This is a genomic window from Aureliella helgolandensis (genome assembly GCF_007752135.1).
Lineage (GTDB): Bacteria > Planctomycetota > Planctomycetia > Pirellulales > Pirellulaceae > Aureliella > Aureliella helgolandensis.
In genome coordinates, this window is the sequence record NZ_CP036298.1 from 1,894,532 (window position 1) to 1,912,193 (window position 17,662).

Annotated in this window: 11 protein-coding genes; 7 read left to right on the plus strand and 4 right to left on the minus strand. The window is 54.9% G+C overall.

All coding sequences use genetic code 11. The features are described from left to right. Positions 1-191 precede the first annotated feature (191 nt). Together Q31a_RS06710 and Q31a_RS06715 are read right to left on the minus strand one after the other, a co-directional pair. Positions 192-926 (minus strand): SDR family oxidoreductase, encoded by a 735-nt coding sequence (locus tag Q31a_RS06710; RefSeq protein ID WP_145075803.1) that lies wholly within the window; start codon positions 924-926, stop codon positions 192-194. A gap of 366 nt (positions 927-1,292) precedes the next feature. Beyond that, on the minus strand, positions 1,293-1,847 hold the full coding sequence (locus tag Q31a_RS06715) for a DUF1579 domain-containing protein (protein WP_145075806.1): 555 nt from the start codon (positions 1,845-1,847) through the stop codon (positions 1,293-1,295). Between the two features lie 845 nt (positions 1,848-2,692). On the opposite strand from Q31a_RS06715, the gene Q31a_RS31325 reads away from it, so the two are divergent. Further along, positions 2,693-2,890: a transposase gene (locus Q31a_RS31325; RefSeq protein ID WP_145075809.1), complete on the plus strand. Its 198-nt coding sequence runs from the start codon at positions 2,693-2,695 to the stop codon at positions 2,888-2,890. A gap of 933 nt (positions 2,891-3,823) precedes the next feature. Here the strand turns inward: Q31a_RS31325 and Q31a_RS06725 are convergent. Then, complete coding sequence (locus Q31a_RS06725) at positions 3,824-7,330, minus strand: serine/threonine-protein kinase (protein WP_145075812.1); 3,507 nt, start codon at positions 7,328-7,330, stop codon at positions 3,824-3,826. Next, entirely contained in the window at positions 7,327-7,917 is a 591-nt protein-coding gene (locus Q31a_RS06730) for an RNA polymerase sigma factor (RefSeq protein WP_145075815.1), read from the minus strand. The genes Q31a_RS06725 and Q31a_RS06730 overlap by 4 nt, the downstream gene beginning before the upstream one ends. A gap of 262 nt (positions 7,918-8,179) precedes the next feature. On the opposite strand from Q31a_RS06730, the gene Q31a_RS06735 reads away from it, so the two are divergent. The 6 genes from Q31a_RS06735 to Q31a_RS06760 all read left to right on the plus strand — a co-directional run bounded on the left by Q31a_RS06735 (position 8,180) and on the right by Q31a_RS06760 (position 17,642). Further along, entirely contained in the window at positions 8,180-8,710 is a 531-nt protein-coding gene (locus Q31a_RS06735; protein ID WP_145075818.1) for a hypothetical protein, read from the plus strand. A gap of 224 nt (positions 8,711-8,934) precedes the next feature. After that, a complete protein-coding gene (locus Q31a_RS06740; RefSeq protein WP_145075821.1) occupies positions 8,935-9,849 on the plus strand; it encodes a hypothetical protein in 915 nt (304 codons plus the stop codon). A gap of 78 nt (positions 9,850-9,927) precedes the next feature. After that, positions 9,928-10,860 (plus strand): hypothetical protein, encoded by a 933-nt coding sequence (locus tag Q31a_RS06745; RefSeq protein ID WP_145075824.1) that lies wholly within the window; start codon positions 9,928-9,930, stop codon positions 10,858-10,860. A 20-nt stretch (positions 10,861-10,880) separates the two neighbouring features. Next, positions 10,881-12,668, plus strand: a complete 1,788-nt coding sequence (locus tag Q31a_RS06750; RefSeq protein WP_197356357.1) for an outer membrane protein assembly factor BamB family protein — start codon at positions 10,881-10,883, stop codon at positions 12,666-12,668. Between the two features lie 954 nt (positions 12,669-13,622). Continuing rightward, positions 13,623-16,868, plus strand: coding sequence for a serine/threonine-protein kinase (locus tag Q31a_RS06755; protein WP_197356359.1), 3,246 nt, complete (start codon positions 13,623-13,625; stop codon positions 16,866-16,868). 33 nt (positions 16,869-16,901) lie between these two features. Continuing rightward, positions 16,902-17,642 carry an RNA polymerase sigma factor gene (locus Q31a_RS06760; protein ID WP_145075833.1) on the plus strand — a complete coding sequence of 247 codons (741 nt, stop codon included), beginning with the start codon at positions 16,902-16,904 and terminating at the stop codon, positions 17,640-17,642. Positions 17,643-17,662 lie beyond the last annotated feature (20 nt).

Consider the following 17,662-nt stretch of genomic DNA (forward strand, 5'->3'; position numbering starts at 1 on the left):
GGATTCAAGTCAAATGTGCAGCCGGACTTAGCGCGGCGCGGCTGTTGTCGGCAAAGGGCTGCAATTCATACAGCAGGCTAGTCAACAGCGGATCAGATCGGAGCTGTCCGGCGGCGCCTCAAGAAATCCAGGAGTACAGGATTGGGCGAAAAAATTTGCGTTAAGTTCACTGTCACTGCGGTGTGTACTCCTCAGTTCGACGCACCACCATCGGCACGAATGTGTTGTCCCGTAACCCAGGCCGCGTCGTCGCTGGCCAGGAACGAAACGACTGCGGCGATGTCATTGGGATGACCGAGTCGCTTGAACGGAGAGAGGTTGCGAAAAAACTCCTTCCGTTCTTCGTCACTTCCGGCAAACATGCCAGGCTCGGTGGCCCCGGGACGGACACTGTTCACGGTGATTCCCCTGGTCCCCAGTTCGTGTGATAGCGAAACAAGCATCGCGTCGATTCCCGCTTTTGTCGCTGAATATGCGCCGGTTCCCATACGGGGGCGTTCAGCTAGTTGCGAAGAAACAAAAATCAGCCTTCCACCGTCGCTCAGGCGTCGTGCGGATTCGCGAAGGGTCAAGAAGGCACCGACAAGGTTAACTGCTACCAGTTTCTTAAAATCAGCCAACTCTACTTGCTCTATCGGGCCGCCACCGCCGATTCCCGCGTTTGCCACCACGACATTCAACCCGCCAAATTCGTCGGACGCGAATTCAAATAAGTTTCTGATCTCATCTTCGTCCGTAATGTCTGCCGAGCGCAAAACCGCAACGCCTCCGGAGTCGGTAATCTCCCGGACAACTCTTTCTGCGGATTGCCGGTCGTTTCCGTAGTGAACGACCACGCGATATCCGTCACGAGCTAGTCGCTTCGAAATCTCGCTGCCGATGCCCCCGGATCCACCAGTGACAATTGCGGTTCGATTACTGGACATGAATGGTCTCTCAAAATTCATAGTGAAATTGCGGTCCGGTGTTGCCTGCTTCGTCACGCTTGAGACAATGCTCGCAAATCAGTGCGAAGGTCACGCCCTCCCACACATTTCTGTTAGTTGCATCTGGCACTGATTCGTACTTTTGAAGTTTCACTCTGACGCAACCTGTCCTATTCCATTCCGGATTTCGGTCGAGGTCTTGTGAGTGCGTGAATAGCGCAGACCGTTTTCGCTCGGATTCACAATGCAGTTCAGGTAATTTACTGCCGGCATAATTGTAGAAGCGGCAACGATTGCCGCACAAATAAAAAGGCAAGCGTTAGAAACGCCTGCAGATTAAAATCCTCTGTACTGCTGATGCTCGGCTCATCTACTTCTCTGTTTTGTGTAAGCCAATTGCATGAATTTCGTTTCCTCGCCGCCTTTGAGGGTGATGTACATGGTCATCACACGTTTCCCATCCTTATAGACGGTGGTCAATCTGTGTTTGGCTGGGTTTCCGTCCATGCCAGGTGCCATTCCGACAAGTGTCATTGTTTTTTTTTCTTTATCGTACTCACCCGTCATGTGCATCATTCCAGGACTCAATGAATCCACCCAAGTTCCAACGTATTTTTTCGCCTCGGCGTCATAGCCCGTACTCCCGTGCCCTTTGAATTGTAATCCCAACATTTCGCCCTCAAAGTTGCTGATCAGCCAAAAGTCGCCCAGCATCCTGTTGGATTCAGTGCCTTGGGTGACTTCAGGCGTGCCACTTGCGTAGTTGGTGATTTCAACATCCCACTCGCCGGCATCGTCTCTAAGAATCTCGTATTCGGGGCCAGCAGTTGGAATCTGAGCAACCACGCTGGATGCCATGAGTCCGCATTGAAGAATCGCGAAACCGAATGCGAAGGTAAATAATTTGAGTGAATTTTTCATTTTGATTTCCTGGAAGGTACTGACTGGATGTGAAGCTGCCCGTAAGCGACATTTGAGTCTTCCGGCGGGCAAGTGATGGATATTGTACCTATTCTCAGGATTCGCAGTTTCCAGCACTTAGTCCCCCGCGATTCCTCAAGTTGCGCAGTTCCAAATCTAATCAGGAAGCTCCCGTGAATCCTAATGCACTCGTCGGTATAGCCCAAACCTAGACGCGAAGAGTGCCAATAGGGCGACCCCATGACGGTGCACGTCGGTAACCTATGGCAAATCGGCAGAGCCAGTCCATGGAGGCGGTGTGTTTGGTTCACTGAGAACAGATTTCCTCGAGCTTGCGTTTGCAACATGGGCATTATCCCTTGAGTTCCTTAGCAAGCGTCTTCAACGACCAAGGCTGCGGTAGGCTTAACCTAGTCCGAAATGTCAGTGGAACGCGGCACGCATAATGACAATAGGTGATCCCACCTGCCGAGTGCCTAGGACCTCGACCGATGATCTAGCCACATCCCTGTCAAAGAAAGTCGCACATGTTTAGCGATGGTCCTTCAGGAACCAAGTGCGTTCTACCCCAGACTCGATATCGCATTTCGGAGAGCATGCCGGGCAACTTGCAGCGTTGCTGGAATCGAATATTTGGGCGAGTTCCACCTCCGAGAAAGACGGGGCATCGGGCTCTGGCTCGTCGGGGCAAAGGCTCTTCAAGTGGAGCCGAACTGTGCGATTCATCGGACGCCAGAAGGCTTTTCCTGTTTTCACGCGCCGATAGTAGAGCCAGCCCCAAGGTGATGACTCTTTGAGCTCCCGGTCAGGCGATTGGCGAGTTCGATGAGAAGATCGCCGAAGCAATGAAGCAGCATCCTAATGCACACCTCTTCAATAGCCTACGAGGCGCCGGTCCTGCTCTTGCGCCGCGATTGCTCTGTGCGTTTGGGGCACAGAAAGACCGCTGGGAAGATGCAGATAGCCTGGCTGCGTTCAGTGGGCTTGCACCCGTGACGCGTAAAAGCGGCAAGCAGCTTCAGGTTCAACGGAGGTATGCCTGACCCAAGTTCCTTCGCCAAACATTCCATGAGTTCGCCGACAGCGCTCACATCTACTGCCCATGGACCAAGGCACGATACTGCATGTTACGCGACCGAGGAATGAAGCATCATGCGGCAATCAGAAAACTCGCGCGTAGCTGGATCAGAATCCTGTTCCGCGTGTGGCAAACCGAGGTGCCATTCGACTGCGATCGATACATCGCCCAACTCAAACAACGCTGTCCGGAGATTGCTCGATACCTAGCCCCAGAAAATTGACCAATTCCAATATTAACCCCTTGCGGAAACCTCAAATGTCTTACGCACTAACTGCAATCGGGCAGGCTTGCCTTCGGCGATGCTGGACTGTTGTCAAATTGATGGCGCCACCTGCAGAGGTCTACGTCACCGCTTTCATTCGAGCACGTGCTTTCGCCCGAGAAGTTTGTCCAGCCGCCGCGGCGTCGTGAGTGATCGAGTATCTTGCTTTACGGCGACGTAAATTCCGTTAGTTCACGTTTCCCGCTGGGACCGCATCGTGTCCCACGCAAACAGCTTTTTATCTCCCCGCAGGCCCAGACGGTGATGAATCGTCTATAAGCTCGTCCAGGGAAATGCAGGTGCGGCAAATTCGGTTGTATTTCCGCTCAACACCAAAGATCTGCAATGCGCAAAACCTCGCTGCTCATAACGAGCTTCACTGCATAAGCTGCCATAAGAAACGGACTCTGGTGACCGCCGGGACGATTGCCGGGACCATCTGCGCCCGGTCCGCATCGCCAACTCGTCGTAACGATTCCCAAACGGTTGCAGGTCTGCTGTCGCCGCGCCCGCAGTCTGATCGGCAAACTCGCCCGGGCCGCTTCTCAGACCTCCTTCGAGATTTATCGGCAGGTGCTCGGTCGTCGCGATGCCCTCCCAGGCCTAGAAATGTATGGCCTGCGGTCTTTGGTATCAGCGTTCACCTGCGGTCCTCAGCTTGGGCGATCGCCAAGTAACGACGCGGCCGTTGGAACAGCTACACGTCAGCTGCGAATCGTCCATAGAGAATTCCAAGTCGACAACCCACTCGCCGGGCGCATCTCCTGCAAACACTTCTTGCCAAGTCTCAGTCTCCCATAAACGCACGGTTTGATCTTGCCCAGATGTGGCTAGGCGCGTTCCGTCTCTTGAAAATTTAAGGTTGAGAACTCGGGCAGAGTGTCCCATGAGCTTGAACTGTTTCGCATTGAGCCGATCGTAAACCAAGATCGTTCGACTCTCACCGCAAATAGCCAGGTAACGTTCGTCGGGAGAAATGGCTACTTCTCGGACTGGAAACTCGGGACGCAACGGGGTGGAAACATGACCATCGTATTTGCGTATGGTCACTTGTCGGCGTTCACTCACGGTCAACAACGCGCGGGACTTTGGAAATAATTCCATCACATAGATGGGATCGTTGCAAGGCTGATAGACAGCCTCCATCTGGCCATTGTTCAAGTCGAGACGTGACACTTTGCCGTCGCAACCTCCGACCCATAGGCATGAGCCTTTCGGATCGAGTACGCAACGCTGGAAGGGGCCGTCGAAGTGTTGTAGTTCGACTCTTCCCGCGACTCCTGCGTCGATATCTGTGGCCGCAGACGATAGTGTCGACTGTAGTTTGGAAGACTGAATGATCGAAAGAGTACCGGAACGGTCAATGACGGCCAATCGCAACTGATCTTTATCACTAGATGGCAAGAATTCGATGTCAATTACCCGAGAGGTTCCGACGGAGTGCTGTAGCAAGCCCACAAGTTCGTCGCCCATTCTCCAGCAGCTCACGTTGCCGGCGTTGTCGCCCAAAGCGAGAAAATTCCCGTTGGTATCGACGGCCATACAGACCGGACTGCTTGGAGAGGTATCGAGGGTTGCCTTGTTGAAGGTTGGCTTCCAAAACCTAATCAGCGCGTCAGTATCCGCGGTCGCAAGCGTCCCGGTCCTGGGGCAAAAATCCACCGCTCGAACCGTTGCACTGTGAGCGCGAAGGTCTTTGAGGTGCCACCGCTCCTCAGGGTCGTTTTCGAAATCATTGACGTCAATACATCGCCAAAGCTGAATGCGATTGTTGGTCGCTCCATTGGCAAAGAACGCGCCATCGGCAGATTGTTTGACAGAAAAAACGCCTCCAGTGGCAACGGACTTCACCGGTTTCAAGGTGGGGAATTCGTAAGCTCCACTGTCGGGATCGCGGTCGCCAAGCTGCCAAACCGCGATTAGGCCGTTGGACAGTCCTGCCAAGACATGTTCATTGCCGCGATAGAATTCCACGCTGCGCACCTCGGTCGCATGATTTCCTGGCCGGACCGCAATCGTCGTCCCCATTCGCTCACGAGAGGCAGCATCGTACAGAGCTAATTCCGCCACAAGTTGCCCATCCTTGGTCTCCCTCGTTCGATCCCCGGTGATCAACAGATTCCCATCGGGCGAAAAATCGCAGTCGATGATGAACTTCTTGCTAGGTGTTTGTGAGTAGCCCTTTTCCAAGTCCTGCATATCCCACCAATACAGCCCTTCGTCGCCTCCCGCCACCAACTGCAGACCATCGGGACTGATTGCAACGCAGCGGAGCATGCGTGTTGAAGGTTGGCAGAGATAGATCACTTCATTTTGAGCATAGTCCCACACATACAGCTCGCCATTGTTACACGCCACTGCAAGCCGTTTTCCGTCGGGCGTAAAGGCGACAGAAACGCCGCGGTGATTGCAGTTCAGTTCGGCAATAATTTGCTGGGTCACAACGTCCAACACCGCCGCACACAGGCTGCTCGATTGAGCGATGGCCAATTTGCTCCCGTCGGGCGAATACTCAATATCCTGGATCTGATGGACACCGTAAGTGAACGAGCCGATTCGCTCCTGGGGCTTGCAGCGTGACCGCAGGTGATACCATTCCCAGCCGCGGAAGTCCGCAGCGCCGGCGGGCGGAATCTGCGCTTCGACCAAAGCCAGCGCCTTGTCAAAATTGCCTTGCCGGAAGTAATCCTGCGCGCTGCGGATTTCAGCGATGTAGGTTCGCCGAGCCAGCGTGTCGTTCAGGGCCAAAGTTTTTTCGAACTGCCAAAAGAACAAAGCAGCTCCAACGATCAGACTGGCCATGACCAACAGTCCCGCCGTCAATGCGCCGCGGTGCCGTCGAGCGAACTTGCGCACCGCGAGGTACTTCGAAGGCGCCGGAATCGACAGTCGATCGCCCCGCAAGTGCCGAAATATATCCTCTCCCAGTTCGCCCGCTGACTGGTAGCGTAGCGCTGGATCTTTTTCGAGAGCCTTAGCAGCAATCCAATCCAGCTCGCCAGCCACCCGCCCCACAAGGCGTTTCACGCTCTCGTTGCGTAGTTTAGCAAGCTTCGGCAAGTCGCTAGCTTCGGACAAGCGTCTCGAAGCGCGGTTCGGTTCCTGGTGACGAATCGTGTTGTAAATTGCATCGACTTCGCTGCGAGCATGTCCTGACAAATCGAGCGGCGGCACATCAGTCAGCAGCTCGTACAGAATCGCTCCCAGCGAGTAGACGTCACTGCGCGTGTCGATCGCGGAAGGATCAAGGCTCAACTGTTCGGGACTCATGTATTGCCAAGTTCCCAGCACTTGGCCGAATTCGGTCATCATCGTACTTTGAGCTGTTTGATCGACCAGTTTCGCGATTCCGAAATCGATGACTTTCAACTGAGCTTGTCCATCGACGGCTGCGACCAAAATATTGGATGGCTTCAAATCGCGATGAATGATGCCGCGATGATGCGCGAATTGAATCGTCTCGCATATTTCGCCAAACAGCGCCAGTCGCCTCTCGATGCTCAGCCCCTTGTCATCGCTGTAGTCGCACAGCGACTGGCCCTCGATCATCTCCATGGCAAAGAAGTGGAAGCCTTCGGCGGTGCCCGCGTCCAACAACTTGGCAATGCGCGGATGATCCAACGAAGCAAGCGTCTGACGCTCCAGCTCGAATCGACGAATGGCCGAATCGTGATCGACGCCAGGCTTGAGAACTTTCAGGGCCACGTAGCGCTGGACCGGATGTGACTGACGCGCTCGAAAAACAACGCCCATACCGCCTTCCCCAAGGACCCTCTCCAGTTGGTAGCGGTCCAGTTGGCGCGGAATTCCGTTCGCAGTGCTTCTACACGTGGTTGCGCCAGCAGATGCCGCGTCGGCGCCGGTTGAATCCCGCCGTACAAGTTGGGCAGAATTGGATGCCGGACAATTGGAGTCCGGCGCGGTCTGCCAAGTCCCGTCCGGTTGAGGATCCTTTAGGGATTCTTGCCCCGCCATAGCTTCGATTTGCGCACGCACTGTCGCAGCGCCCGCGAGTCGTTCCAAGGCGTCGACACATTGCGGGCAATCTTGCAGATGAGCTTCAATGTACTGAAACTCAGAGTCGTCCCCATCGCCCGCCGCAAAGGCGCGCAAGGCTTCTTTGCTCGGGTGACCGGTCATATCCGTTCCTCCAACTCCGTCGCATGTTGCTTTAGTCGCCGCAAGACGCGACTTTTGGCGGTAATCACGGAAGCTTTCGGCATGCACAGCAATTCAGCGACTTCGTCTGCAGACAGCTCGCCGAAAACCTGCTTTTCAAAGGCGGCAATCGTCTGCGGAGCGAAATCCGGAGCGATCCGCTCTAACAAGCGTCCTATCAGAAAGCAATCGTGTTCACGGTCCCATCGCTGCGCCAGCTCGCTATCGTCACGCACCAACTGCTCCACGGCGGATTCAAGGTGTATCACCTGCGGACCACGTAGCCGAGTCTGTCGCCGCAGAAACGTCGCAAGTCGATTCGCCGTGATTTTGCGCAACCAAGTCCGAAATGCGCCAGCATTACCACTGTGCTCGAAGCGCGGAAGTTCACGCAGTAGCACGCACATCACGTCTTGCCGGACATCGGCTGCTGCATGGCCGTCAAGCCCATAACGCGTCAAACAGCTCTCAATAAACGGTTCGTACTTGAGCAGAAATGCACCCCAAGCTTGTGCATCGGACATCGACTTGACCTTGTGCAATAGGTCCAGGGAAGTTGTCATTGTCATCGTGTGCTCAGCCAGCTCTGGATCTTCGAACGCGATGGGACCTTGGTAGCACAGCACGCCGCACTTTGCAAATCGAGGCACTAGGCGGGGGGGAACGTTCCACTCTGTAGGCTAGGCCGCAAAATTCGCATGAATCTATCAAAACATTTGATGTACCGAGTCATTTTCGCGCGCCACCGCGCCTTCTACTTCATAGAGACTCCTTACGCCGGTTGCCCACGTTCGGCACTCAAGCAATTCAAATCAACCAAGAGGTGAAATCATGAAATTACTTAGCCTATTTCTCCTAAGTGCTCTGGTCGTTCCAATATCAACTTGTTTCTCGCAGCAGTCTTCGCACGAGGACTTTCAAGAGTTCTGCAAATCCGTGGAGGGACGTTGGATCGGATCGACAACGTTAGTGCAAGATTCTCCATTTGGAAAAAAAGGGGACAGAGTCACCACTCATTTCTCTTCGTATATGGCGGCCGACGGGCATATGTTGATCGGTACCTACCAGGCCGGTGAAGGAACCGCTACTTGGATTCTAAGCTATCACCCGGGGGCTAAGCAAATCAATGTCCATTTGACCAACTCGGGAGGCAACTACGCTGAGGGGACGATCGCCAAGGAGAACGGCAAATGGACGGAACGAACCAAGGGTGCCAGGCCTGATGGAAGCCCGACCACGGCAGTACAAGTGCTGACGACCACAGACGATGGTGAAACGCATACGTGGAAAGGCTCAGGCACGGTTGACGGTAAGGCGATCGACGATTGGGCGACGGTTTGGAAACGGGTTTATAAGCAATAGAACTCGGTGGTTAGGCGACTTCTCTAAGCCAGACCACTGCACTCTATCTTGCAGTTGCTTCCGCGGAGGCTCCCATACCTTGAAAGTCATCGACGCGAAATCCAGCGACGTAGCCGTCACCGACATCCACGAACCATTAGTTAGCCACACGCCGGTATGACGCGTCGCTAGTCGCTTCTCTTACTTCAGTCCACGACAGATCACGACCATCAGGAGAGCCCGTTATGAAATCCGCGATATTGGTTTATACCGTACTTCTGTTTCCGAGTGTCTCTGCCTTTGGACAGAGCGACGATCCAGCGTTACCCGCCGAGGCTCGGACTTTTATGTCGCGTTTGGTGGGTACTTGGGAAATGCAAGGTCTTCGCAATGGCGAGCCGTTTACGGGGCTGTTGCAAGTCCGCTGGAATGACGCCCAGACGGGGTTAATTTATTGCAGCCGGGAGGGAAGTCGACTGACACATGGCGTGGGATTCTGGGATGCCACGACGGGCGAACTGGTCGAGACATGGGTCGTCGACAATTTATCGGTTGCATTGCGCATTAAGCCTAATACGGATCGAACCGTCGGTGATGGGCGTGTCATGCTGTACTTGCCCAATGGCGAAACGGCCGTTGGTACAACCCGGTCCGAGTATCTCACGGCGGACAATATTAGGTTTATCGGAGGCGGAACCGGCGGGCAGTCCTTTGAGGCAGAATACACCCGCGTACCAATCGAAGCCTCGGAAGCCGCGCTGGCCAATTATGGAAAATTCGTGGTCGGGGGAACGTGGGTGTGTGAGACTCAAACTCCAATCTCGAAACATACCTATCATTGGCGACCGGGGAACAAGACGCTGTGGTGGGATCGGCAGGGAGGACGCTTTCCAGGCTTAAGTCTTCTCTCAGTGGACCACGTTGCGCAATGCGTCCGCAGCATGGATGTTGACGACGACGGCTCGACCGGCAGTGCCGTATGGCTGCAGTCGAATGAGAACACCTGGCTAATGCTCGGACGTTATCACGCGCCAGATGGCGAGCAAGATTTGCAACTTACGTTGACCCGCACTTCGCAAGATGAAATTCACCTCACGGGAACGGCTGTCATCGACGGTAAAGAACAAACGCTTTCAGATGTTTGGAAACGAAAACGCTAGCCAGAGTACTGGACTACAGCTTGCCCTTCAAACGCGAGATGAGAGTTCAAGAATCACTCAACACAACGGAGAATTAAAATGATAAGATCAACTCTGGCTTTGGCTATTTTCTTGACAGCGTTCGCGTTGCAGCCTGCTGTAGCTCAGGACCATCACCAAGCCTTCGAGCAATTTGCCGAATTCATGGAAGGTAGCTGGACCCCTGCTGAACAAAACAATGCACTACGGCCGATCCGGCATGTGTATTCATGGACGCTCGATGGAAAATTCATGCGCACCAACGGCACGCAAGATCCTGGCCGAGCCTGGGACGGCTTCGTTGGAATCGAACCCAAGTCCGGTAAGCTGGCCTGGTGGGGTTTCTTTACGACTGGCGAAGCGGGACCGATCTATCTGACGAAATTCACCGACGACGAATGGGTGTTTGTGGCTGACAACGTTGGCGCTGATGGCCAGACGAAGAAGAGCGTGTCCGTAAAGATTGTCGGAAACGGAAAGCTACACGCCCATGTCATCGACACGTCGGGCAAAGAGAAAAAAGAAATTCACGAAGAGTGGATTCGGGCTGCCACTGGAAAGATGGCAAACGAAGCCAAGAAACCGCATCTTTGGGAATATCTGGTTGGCGATTGGGAGTTCACGAACTCCAAGGGCCTGAAAGCCAGCATAACGTTCGAAACGGTCGCTGGTGGAATGGCGAGTATCGGACACTGGATGACCGACGACGGCAAGGCGGCGATCGAGACTGTTGGTTGGAACACCGATAAGAAATGTCTGGTTGTCGATGGCTACGGAACATCGGGCAACTACTGGCACGTGGAATACACCACCGTCGGTGCCAAGAAGTGCAGCGGCCCCAGCAAAGTCGTCTATCCCGACGGGAGCAGTGTCGAAGGGATCATGACGATCGAGAAAGTCGACGAAAACACGGTCAAGTTGCACACCGACGGCAAGGACGAAAACGGGCAGCCGATTGAAGTGAATTCACAATGGAAACGGCGCACCCCATAACTCAAACTCGGAGAACATCCATGCCGCGCGCGATCTGCATATTTCTGCTGCTAACAAATTCCGTATTTGCGCAGGATCCGCAAGATTGGAAACAATACAACCATGGCAATGTTGGCTGGCGATTCAACGCATCGGAAAAGACCCTGAATCCCACTACGGTTTCATACATGGTCGAGAAATGGCGGTTCCCACCACGCAACTCAGATACTGAGATCGGCATTGTCCATGCGACGCCAATCGTAGTGAACGGATTCGTCTACTTTGGGACGACGCGAACCAACCCAACGTTCTACAAATTGACTCCCTCAGGCCAACTCTGCTGGAAATATCCGATTGAATCCGTGATAACGGCTGAAAAGCAGGATCCGTATATTGTTTATGGTTCTGAGAGCGCTGTCGACGGCGTTTTGAACTCGGCATTGGTGACAGACGACAGTGTCTATTTCGGAACCTTCGGCGGCCAGCTAATTTGTCTTGATCGATTCAGCGGAGAACTAAAGTGGCGAGTGTTGACCAAGGAACCGCCCTTCACAAGTGCTCACGGGGCGAACACGATCATGTCGTCGCCCATCATAGCTGACGGCAAATTGATTGTGGCGGGCGGAGGATTCGAGCACAGCTTGGGTGCGGTGCCTGAGTATCCTTGCTGTTCGGGACGAGGTTTCGTGGCTGCCTTCGCCCCCGCTACAGGTAAGGAGATTTGGGTTTTCAATATTGGCCCGGAACCTGAGCAATTCGATGAGCCTGTAGCGATGACTTCGGTGGATGGCAAGATTGAATTTGTGGCCGGACCATCGACGAGCTCCGTGTGGTGTACTCCCAGTTATGACGCCGCGGCAAAGGTTCTCTACTTCGGCACGGACACGCACAACGCACCCCGCCGTCCAACAGCTGATGACTCCAGGCTCTACAACAAATACTCCTCGGCCATCATCGCCATTCAAGTCACCGACGGTCAGGAAAAATGGGTTCGCCAACTTGTTAAGAATGACGTATGGAACAATGCAGTACCAGCATACAGCGAATCCACTGGCGAATACAAGGATCTGTCGATTGGAGATACGCCCAAACTTTATTCGTTAGAGATTGAAGGCAAAGTTAGAGATGTGCTAGGGGTCGGTTGCAAGAACGGCAGCTTCTATGTGATCGACCGGCACACGGGACAGATCTTAACTCAAACTCCAACCTACCAGGGGCCGCCAACACCAGGTGCATCAGCTTCCGCGGAGGATAACATCTTAGCCCTTCCAAGTGCCATCGGCGGCATACAAACAGGTTGTGCCTACGACGGCTCAAGCATCTACGTCAATGGCATCGATTGGCCGGCACTTTCTCTTTCGCTCTCACGCCTGACCGCTATGGATGCGCCCACCGGCGGGCGAGTCACGTCGCTGCAATCGAACGCGTTAGCTGAGAACTGGCGGCATGAGCGTCCCAAGGTTCAATATGCAAACGTGGCCGACGAAAGAGAATACCTTTCGGGGGATCCGGTTGCGTCGGGCATAGCCGTTGCCAATGGAGTTTTGTTTTTTACGACAACTATTAGCGGAAAATTGACCGCTCTAGACGCAGCTAGTGGCAAAATGATCAAGGAGTTTGAAATCGGCCCCATCTGGTGCGGTCCATCCGTATCCAGGGGCCGCGTCTACGTGGGGAGTGGTAATGACCTATTTCGACCATGGAACGCGGAGAAGGCGGAGCAAAGGCCAAAGGGTTTTAGCCTCCCCCTAACCCAAACGGGAGCAGTCTACTCTTTCGGATTGCCTGGAGAGGACGAGGTTGCAAGACTCTCAGAGACAGAAAAATGACCCCTCTACCACTCCACTCGAAAAATGATTGAGCGGCATCAGCGCGTGGCGTCCCTACGTTGCTTTGGCGACTCTCGAGAACTCTTGAATTTTGAAAGGCTATGCAGCTTGCTAGTAAACACGCAACAATCCACCATTCATTCAGTGGTCTATAACGCTGTGTTCCTTCAGCAGGAAGAAGATAAAGTCCATGACTGTCCGGTTTTCACGTGTCTATCGCAAGCGTGAGAGCACTGGGATATCGACTTCAGCGGGGCCCCCTGAACCTGATGGACCAACCTGTTTCAGTTGCAAAGGGAGGCGACCGACCAGACAAAACCATGGATCGTCAAGGGGGCTCGAAATCCCCTTAGCCTTATCGGCAATTCTGTGCGGAACTTGCGGCGGATCATCGACTTCACCCGCTGAGGGATCACTGAGCTCCGCTGCCGTAGAATCCCCCGACCTTAGGTCTCGATTGTCCAAACCGTAGCCAATCTGACTGCATTCAATGCCCTGCGAATGTCTCAGTTCGTGCCCCAGGACGAACCGTCCTTTCGCACAAGTCTTCGCAACCCATGCCATGCCCACCTGGACGCGCACGAATCAGCCGGTCCAAGGCGTCGGTAGCGATCCCCGAATGAGTGGATTGAACAGCGGTAATATCCCTGTTGACCTGGCACCACGACGCCACTGGCTCAAGCACGGGCATCGGACTGTCATTGACCGGCACTCGTTCAGCCGTCAAAGGTTCAGTCAGGACGCCAGAAAACGGAAGCGTGAGAGGTGCAGATCGCCAGGATTGAGTCTGGCGGTCTGTTACAATCAACCTGGATTCGGTTTCCATGCTTCGGGCTGGGCAATGCAATCTGGCTGTGCCTGAGTGATTTGCGTGTAACCAGTCGGGCTGAATGCCTCAGGTATCAAATAGAGTCGATGTTGCTACCTGCTGTTTGACCTGAGGATTGGATGAACATGACTGAATCAGCTGCGGAATTGACGTGCCCTCGTTGCGGTGCGGCGGTGGGTGCGGCGGTTGCGAGTGGGATTTGTCCGACTTGTCTGCTCAAACAGGCCGCTCTTGGAACTGCCGACGACAGCATTCCAGCGACGCCCTGGAGGCCGCCGACTGTCGAAGAGATCGCCAGCGAGTTCACGCAGCTCGAAATCATGGAACTAATCGGGCACGGTGGAATGGGAGCTGTCTATAAGGCTCGGCAGAAGTCGCTCGGTCGGCTGGTCGCGTTGAAGATTCTGGCTCCGCAGCACGCGGACAATCCGGATTTCGCGAAACGCTTCTCGCGCGAAGGGAAGATTCTCGCCGAAGTGAATCATTCTAGTATTGTCACGGTTCACGATTTCGGTCGGGCCGGCAAATTCTACTTCCTGCTGATGGAATACGTGGACGGAGTCAATCTGCGGCAGGCGATGACCGCCGGACGCCTGACTCCGAAACAAGCGCTGGCCATTGTTCCGCCTATCTGTGAAGCGCTGCAGTTCGCTCATGACCGTGGCATCGTGCATCGAGACATCAAACCAGAGAACCTGCTGCTCGATAAAGACGGACGGATCAAGATCGCCGACTTCGGCATCGCCCGGATGCTGCGGACTGGTGCGGGCGACATGCCGTTGCCAGAGTCCGATGACGCAGCCTTGGCCGTCGACGCCCAAGCCGGGACGAGTTCGGAAGAAATCACTCGCGAGGCCGTGCTGGGGACCCCGCGATACATGGCCCCCGAACAGCGGGACGAGCCAGCGGCTGTCGACCATCGCGCGGATATCTATTCGCTGGGAGTCGTGCTGTACGAAATGCTGACTGGAGAACTGCCGGGAGCTACCCTGCAGCCGCCGTCTCGTCGAGTCGAAATCGACGTTCGTCTGGACGAGATCGTGCTGCGAGCACTGGATCAAAATCCGGAGTACAGATACCGCTCGGCGACCGAATTCCAGCACGAAGTGGAAACCGTCGTGAGCACTCCGACGGATCATCCTTCACAACTCAATCAGTCGTTCGCGCGAAGCGTCCCCAGATCGACCAGGTGTCACGTCACGACTCCGCAGCGTCTTGCCACATTCGTGGGGCAGTTGTTTCTCTGGCGGAGCCACGGCCGGCTAACGCTCGACGACCGCCAGTTGACGATCACACAGGGGCCTCGCATTTACGAAATCCCGTTGCATTCGATTTGCGATCTCAGCCTCGGTCGTTATCCCATGCTGGTGAATCCGGCCGGACTAAACTTTATTCGCTTTACGTACGAAGTCGACGGCTCGACGAACTGCCTGATCGTCTCCCCCACTCAGGGGCTGATCGGCCTGCCATCGCACTTCAATGACGACGTCGAGGACTGGTTCCAGCATCTTCAAGCGGCAACGACGGCGGCGACGGGACGCCCACCTGTAACGACACCGACGCACGAAGTGTGGCTCGCGAGGACCTCTCGATGGGGACTTGCGGTTATTCCACTTTTTTTGCTTCCGATCCTTGGTGTGGCTTGTCTCGTGTGGCTCATTTTTGAGGGTCCGCGTACAGGCACTGAGGCTCCATCAGGCACGATGGGCTGGACGCTGTCGGGAATACTGGGGGTACTGGCACTCATTGGACTTCTGCCAGTTCTACTCCACTTGCCGTTTCGCTCATCGTTTAGTTCTTACACGACCGCAACCGAACAGCCTGACAAGACTTCAGATGAGGCCCGGCCGAGTGGAGCACTCGCTCAGCTTTTCGGACTCCGCAGCGTATGGGGACTTCGCTTCCTGATGATCGCCCACTTGGGGTTTCTTGGGTTCCTTCGCAACCTTCCGGGGCTTGAACGAGCCGCAGGAATGTATGGTTTCTTTGGATTCATCGGTGTTGCGACACTCTTCGAATTCAGAGCGAGGTATCGTCATCACCCTCACTTAAAAGTTGTCTCCATTATTGCAGCACTGGTACTGGCCTCTCCGGTGGCGGTATTCGTCGGCGCGAGCATTCTGTTCGAATATCAGACTCCTCATGCCACAGTCATCACTCGAAACCCGACGGTTCATCAGGGCCATTTTTCATTTCACCACGAAGTCGACTGCCCTGACGGTTGGAACGTCTGGCTGACCCTTGAGTGTGTTCAACTGCGAATGAATCGCCCGGAAGACAACACTCCGTGGGAGCCGAATCTCGTCAAACGCTATCAGGCGAAACTGCAAGGCAAGGGACGCATGCGAATTCCGCTCGACTATCTGCCGTCGACCGACGAAGCGCGGAACATCATGCTGGCGACATTGGGGCAGGCTGATGGATATGCCAGTGATCTCAGTCCGAATTACAACGTCAGCCTGCTGACGTACACGACGGAATCGCTGATGCGAGTCTGGGCGATTCTCCAGATCCTCCCTGAGGGAGAAAGTCCGGATTCGCTGCTTGACACTCAGGCATCAGAAACCGTCCGCTTTGTCATGATCGTGCCACCAGCCAGACCGACCTTGGGGCCATTTGAAGGAGCCTATAGTCTGGGCAAAGTCGAACTTGTCGCAATGTGTCTGCAGGGTTCGAGTGCCCAGCCCCTCTGGAAGGCGAATGGCGAGCCATGCACTGACGAATTGATTCCGGAACGCGGAGGATCGAGTTCAGCCGCTGGTAAGGTCATCAAGGAAATTGCGATTCGCGTTCGAAGTGAAACGAACCTCGCCTCGAAACCTCGCCTCCGATTCGCGCCAGAGGCACGTATCGCCGCAATGGGCGGTTCCTTTTTCCCGCCGGACACGAAGCGAGAACACGCCATGCTGATTCAAACGATTGCCTGCCCGCCAGAGGCACTGGAAACCAACGTCGAAGTCGGCATTGCGGATGGCGACTGGAAAACTAGGCTGACGTTCGCTCGCCATCCAAGACAGCACCACTTCAGCGGATCTCAATCCGGCGGTCCGGATGGATTGTGGGAAGGTGTCGTGCGAACCACGGAGTCGTCCGGTGATTCCGTGCCACTGGCTTTTAGCTTTTCGAATCGAGACGACCATGAAACGAGACTTGTGTACGAAAAAACAGATGGCACCATCGTCCCGCTCAAGGGCGATGGTACCGACGGCGGGCATGGATTGACAAACTCGCTGACGACTCTCCGTGTCGACGAATTTGAAAGCATCGAGGAGTTCCATGTTCAGTGCCGGCGATACGAATGGCTTGAATTCAAGAACGTCTCGTTGCAGCTAGGCCATCGTACGAACGTCGAAGTGTACAGCACGTACTGAGTACCCACCAGGTATAGATTGAACGAGGAACAAGTGCCTCACCAATTTCAAACAACGCACTGGACTCAGGTCGTCGCGGCTCGCGGAAAATCTCCCGAAGCCAGGCAAGCGTTGCGTTCGTTGTGCGAGATCTACTACGCACCCGTTGAAATGTTCGTGCAGCGTTACTTCGCCAAGGCGGTTGTCACACCAAAGGACGAGGCCCGCGACCTGACTCACGAGTTCTTTGCGAGACTGCTGGAAGGGCACAGCCTCGACAACGCCGACCGCACGCGAGGCCGCTTTCGAAGTTACCTGCTCGGTGCAGTCAAGCATTTTCTCGCCGACTATCGAGACCGTGAGCAAGCTCTCAAACGCGGCGGAGCTCAGCGAACTCAGTCGCTGTCCACGTCGCCCGATTCGTCGAAGCCCGAATCAGCGGAATCCTCGATCGACGTCGCCGACCCGGACGGCTTTCCACCGGATGCGTATTTCGATCAGCAATGGGCACTTGCGGTTGTGCAGCAGGCGATCGACACGCTCCGAGCCGAAGCGGAGTCAGACGGGCAGCTCGCGAGATTCGACGTGCTGCAGAGGTGGCTTGTAACTCCGTCCAATCACCACACCGCCGTCGACGCCGCCCGCTCACTCAACCTGTCAGACGGAGCCTTCAAAGTTGCCGTCCACCGTCTGCGCAAGCGATTTCGTCAGGTCGTCGTCGCGAGAATCACTACAACTGTGGACGACCCCGTGGAAGTTCAGGACGAGCTCAACTACCTGATCAACGCCATGTAGCATCGGTCGTTCAATCCAAC

Coding starts and splice junctions, on each gene's coding strand:
- Q31a_RS06710 (WP_145075803.1), bottom strand. CDS start 926: ATGTCCAGTAATCGAACCGCAATTGTCACTGGTGGATCCGGGGGCATC.
- Q31a_RS06715 (WP_145075806.1), bottom strand. CDS start 1,847: ATGAAAAATTCACTCAAATTATTTACCTTCGCATTCGGTTTCGCGATT.
- Q31a_RS31325 (WP_145075809.1), top strand. CDS start 2,693: ATGAAGCAGCATCCTAATGCACACCTCTTCAATAGCCTACGAGGCGCC.
- Q31a_RS06725 (WP_145075812.1), bottom strand. CDS start 7,330: ATGACCGGTCACCCGAGCAAAGAAGCCTTGCGCGCCTTTGCGGCGGGC.
- Q31a_RS06730 (WP_145075815.1), bottom strand. CDS start 7,917: ATGACAATGACAACTTCCCTGGACCTATTGCACAAGGTCAAGTCGATG.
- Q31a_RS06735 (WP_145075818.1), top strand. CDS start 8,180: ATGAAATTACTTAGCCTATTTCTCCTAAGTGCTCTGGTCGTTCCAATA.
- Q31a_RS06740 (WP_145075821.1), top strand. CDS start 8,935: ATGAAATCCGCGATATTGGTTTATACCGTACTTCTGTTTCCGAGTGTC.
- Q31a_RS06745 (WP_145075824.1), top strand. CDS start 9,928: ATGATAAGATCAACTCTGGCTTTGGCTATTTTCTTGACAGCGTTCGCG.
- Q31a_RS06750 (WP_197356357.1), top strand. CDS start 10,881: ATGCCGCGCGCGATCTGCATATTTCTGCTGCTAACAAATTCCGTATTT.
- Q31a_RS06755 (WP_197356359.1), top strand. CDS start 13,623: ATGACTGAATCAGCTGCGGAATTGACGTGCCCTCGTTGCGGTGCGGCG.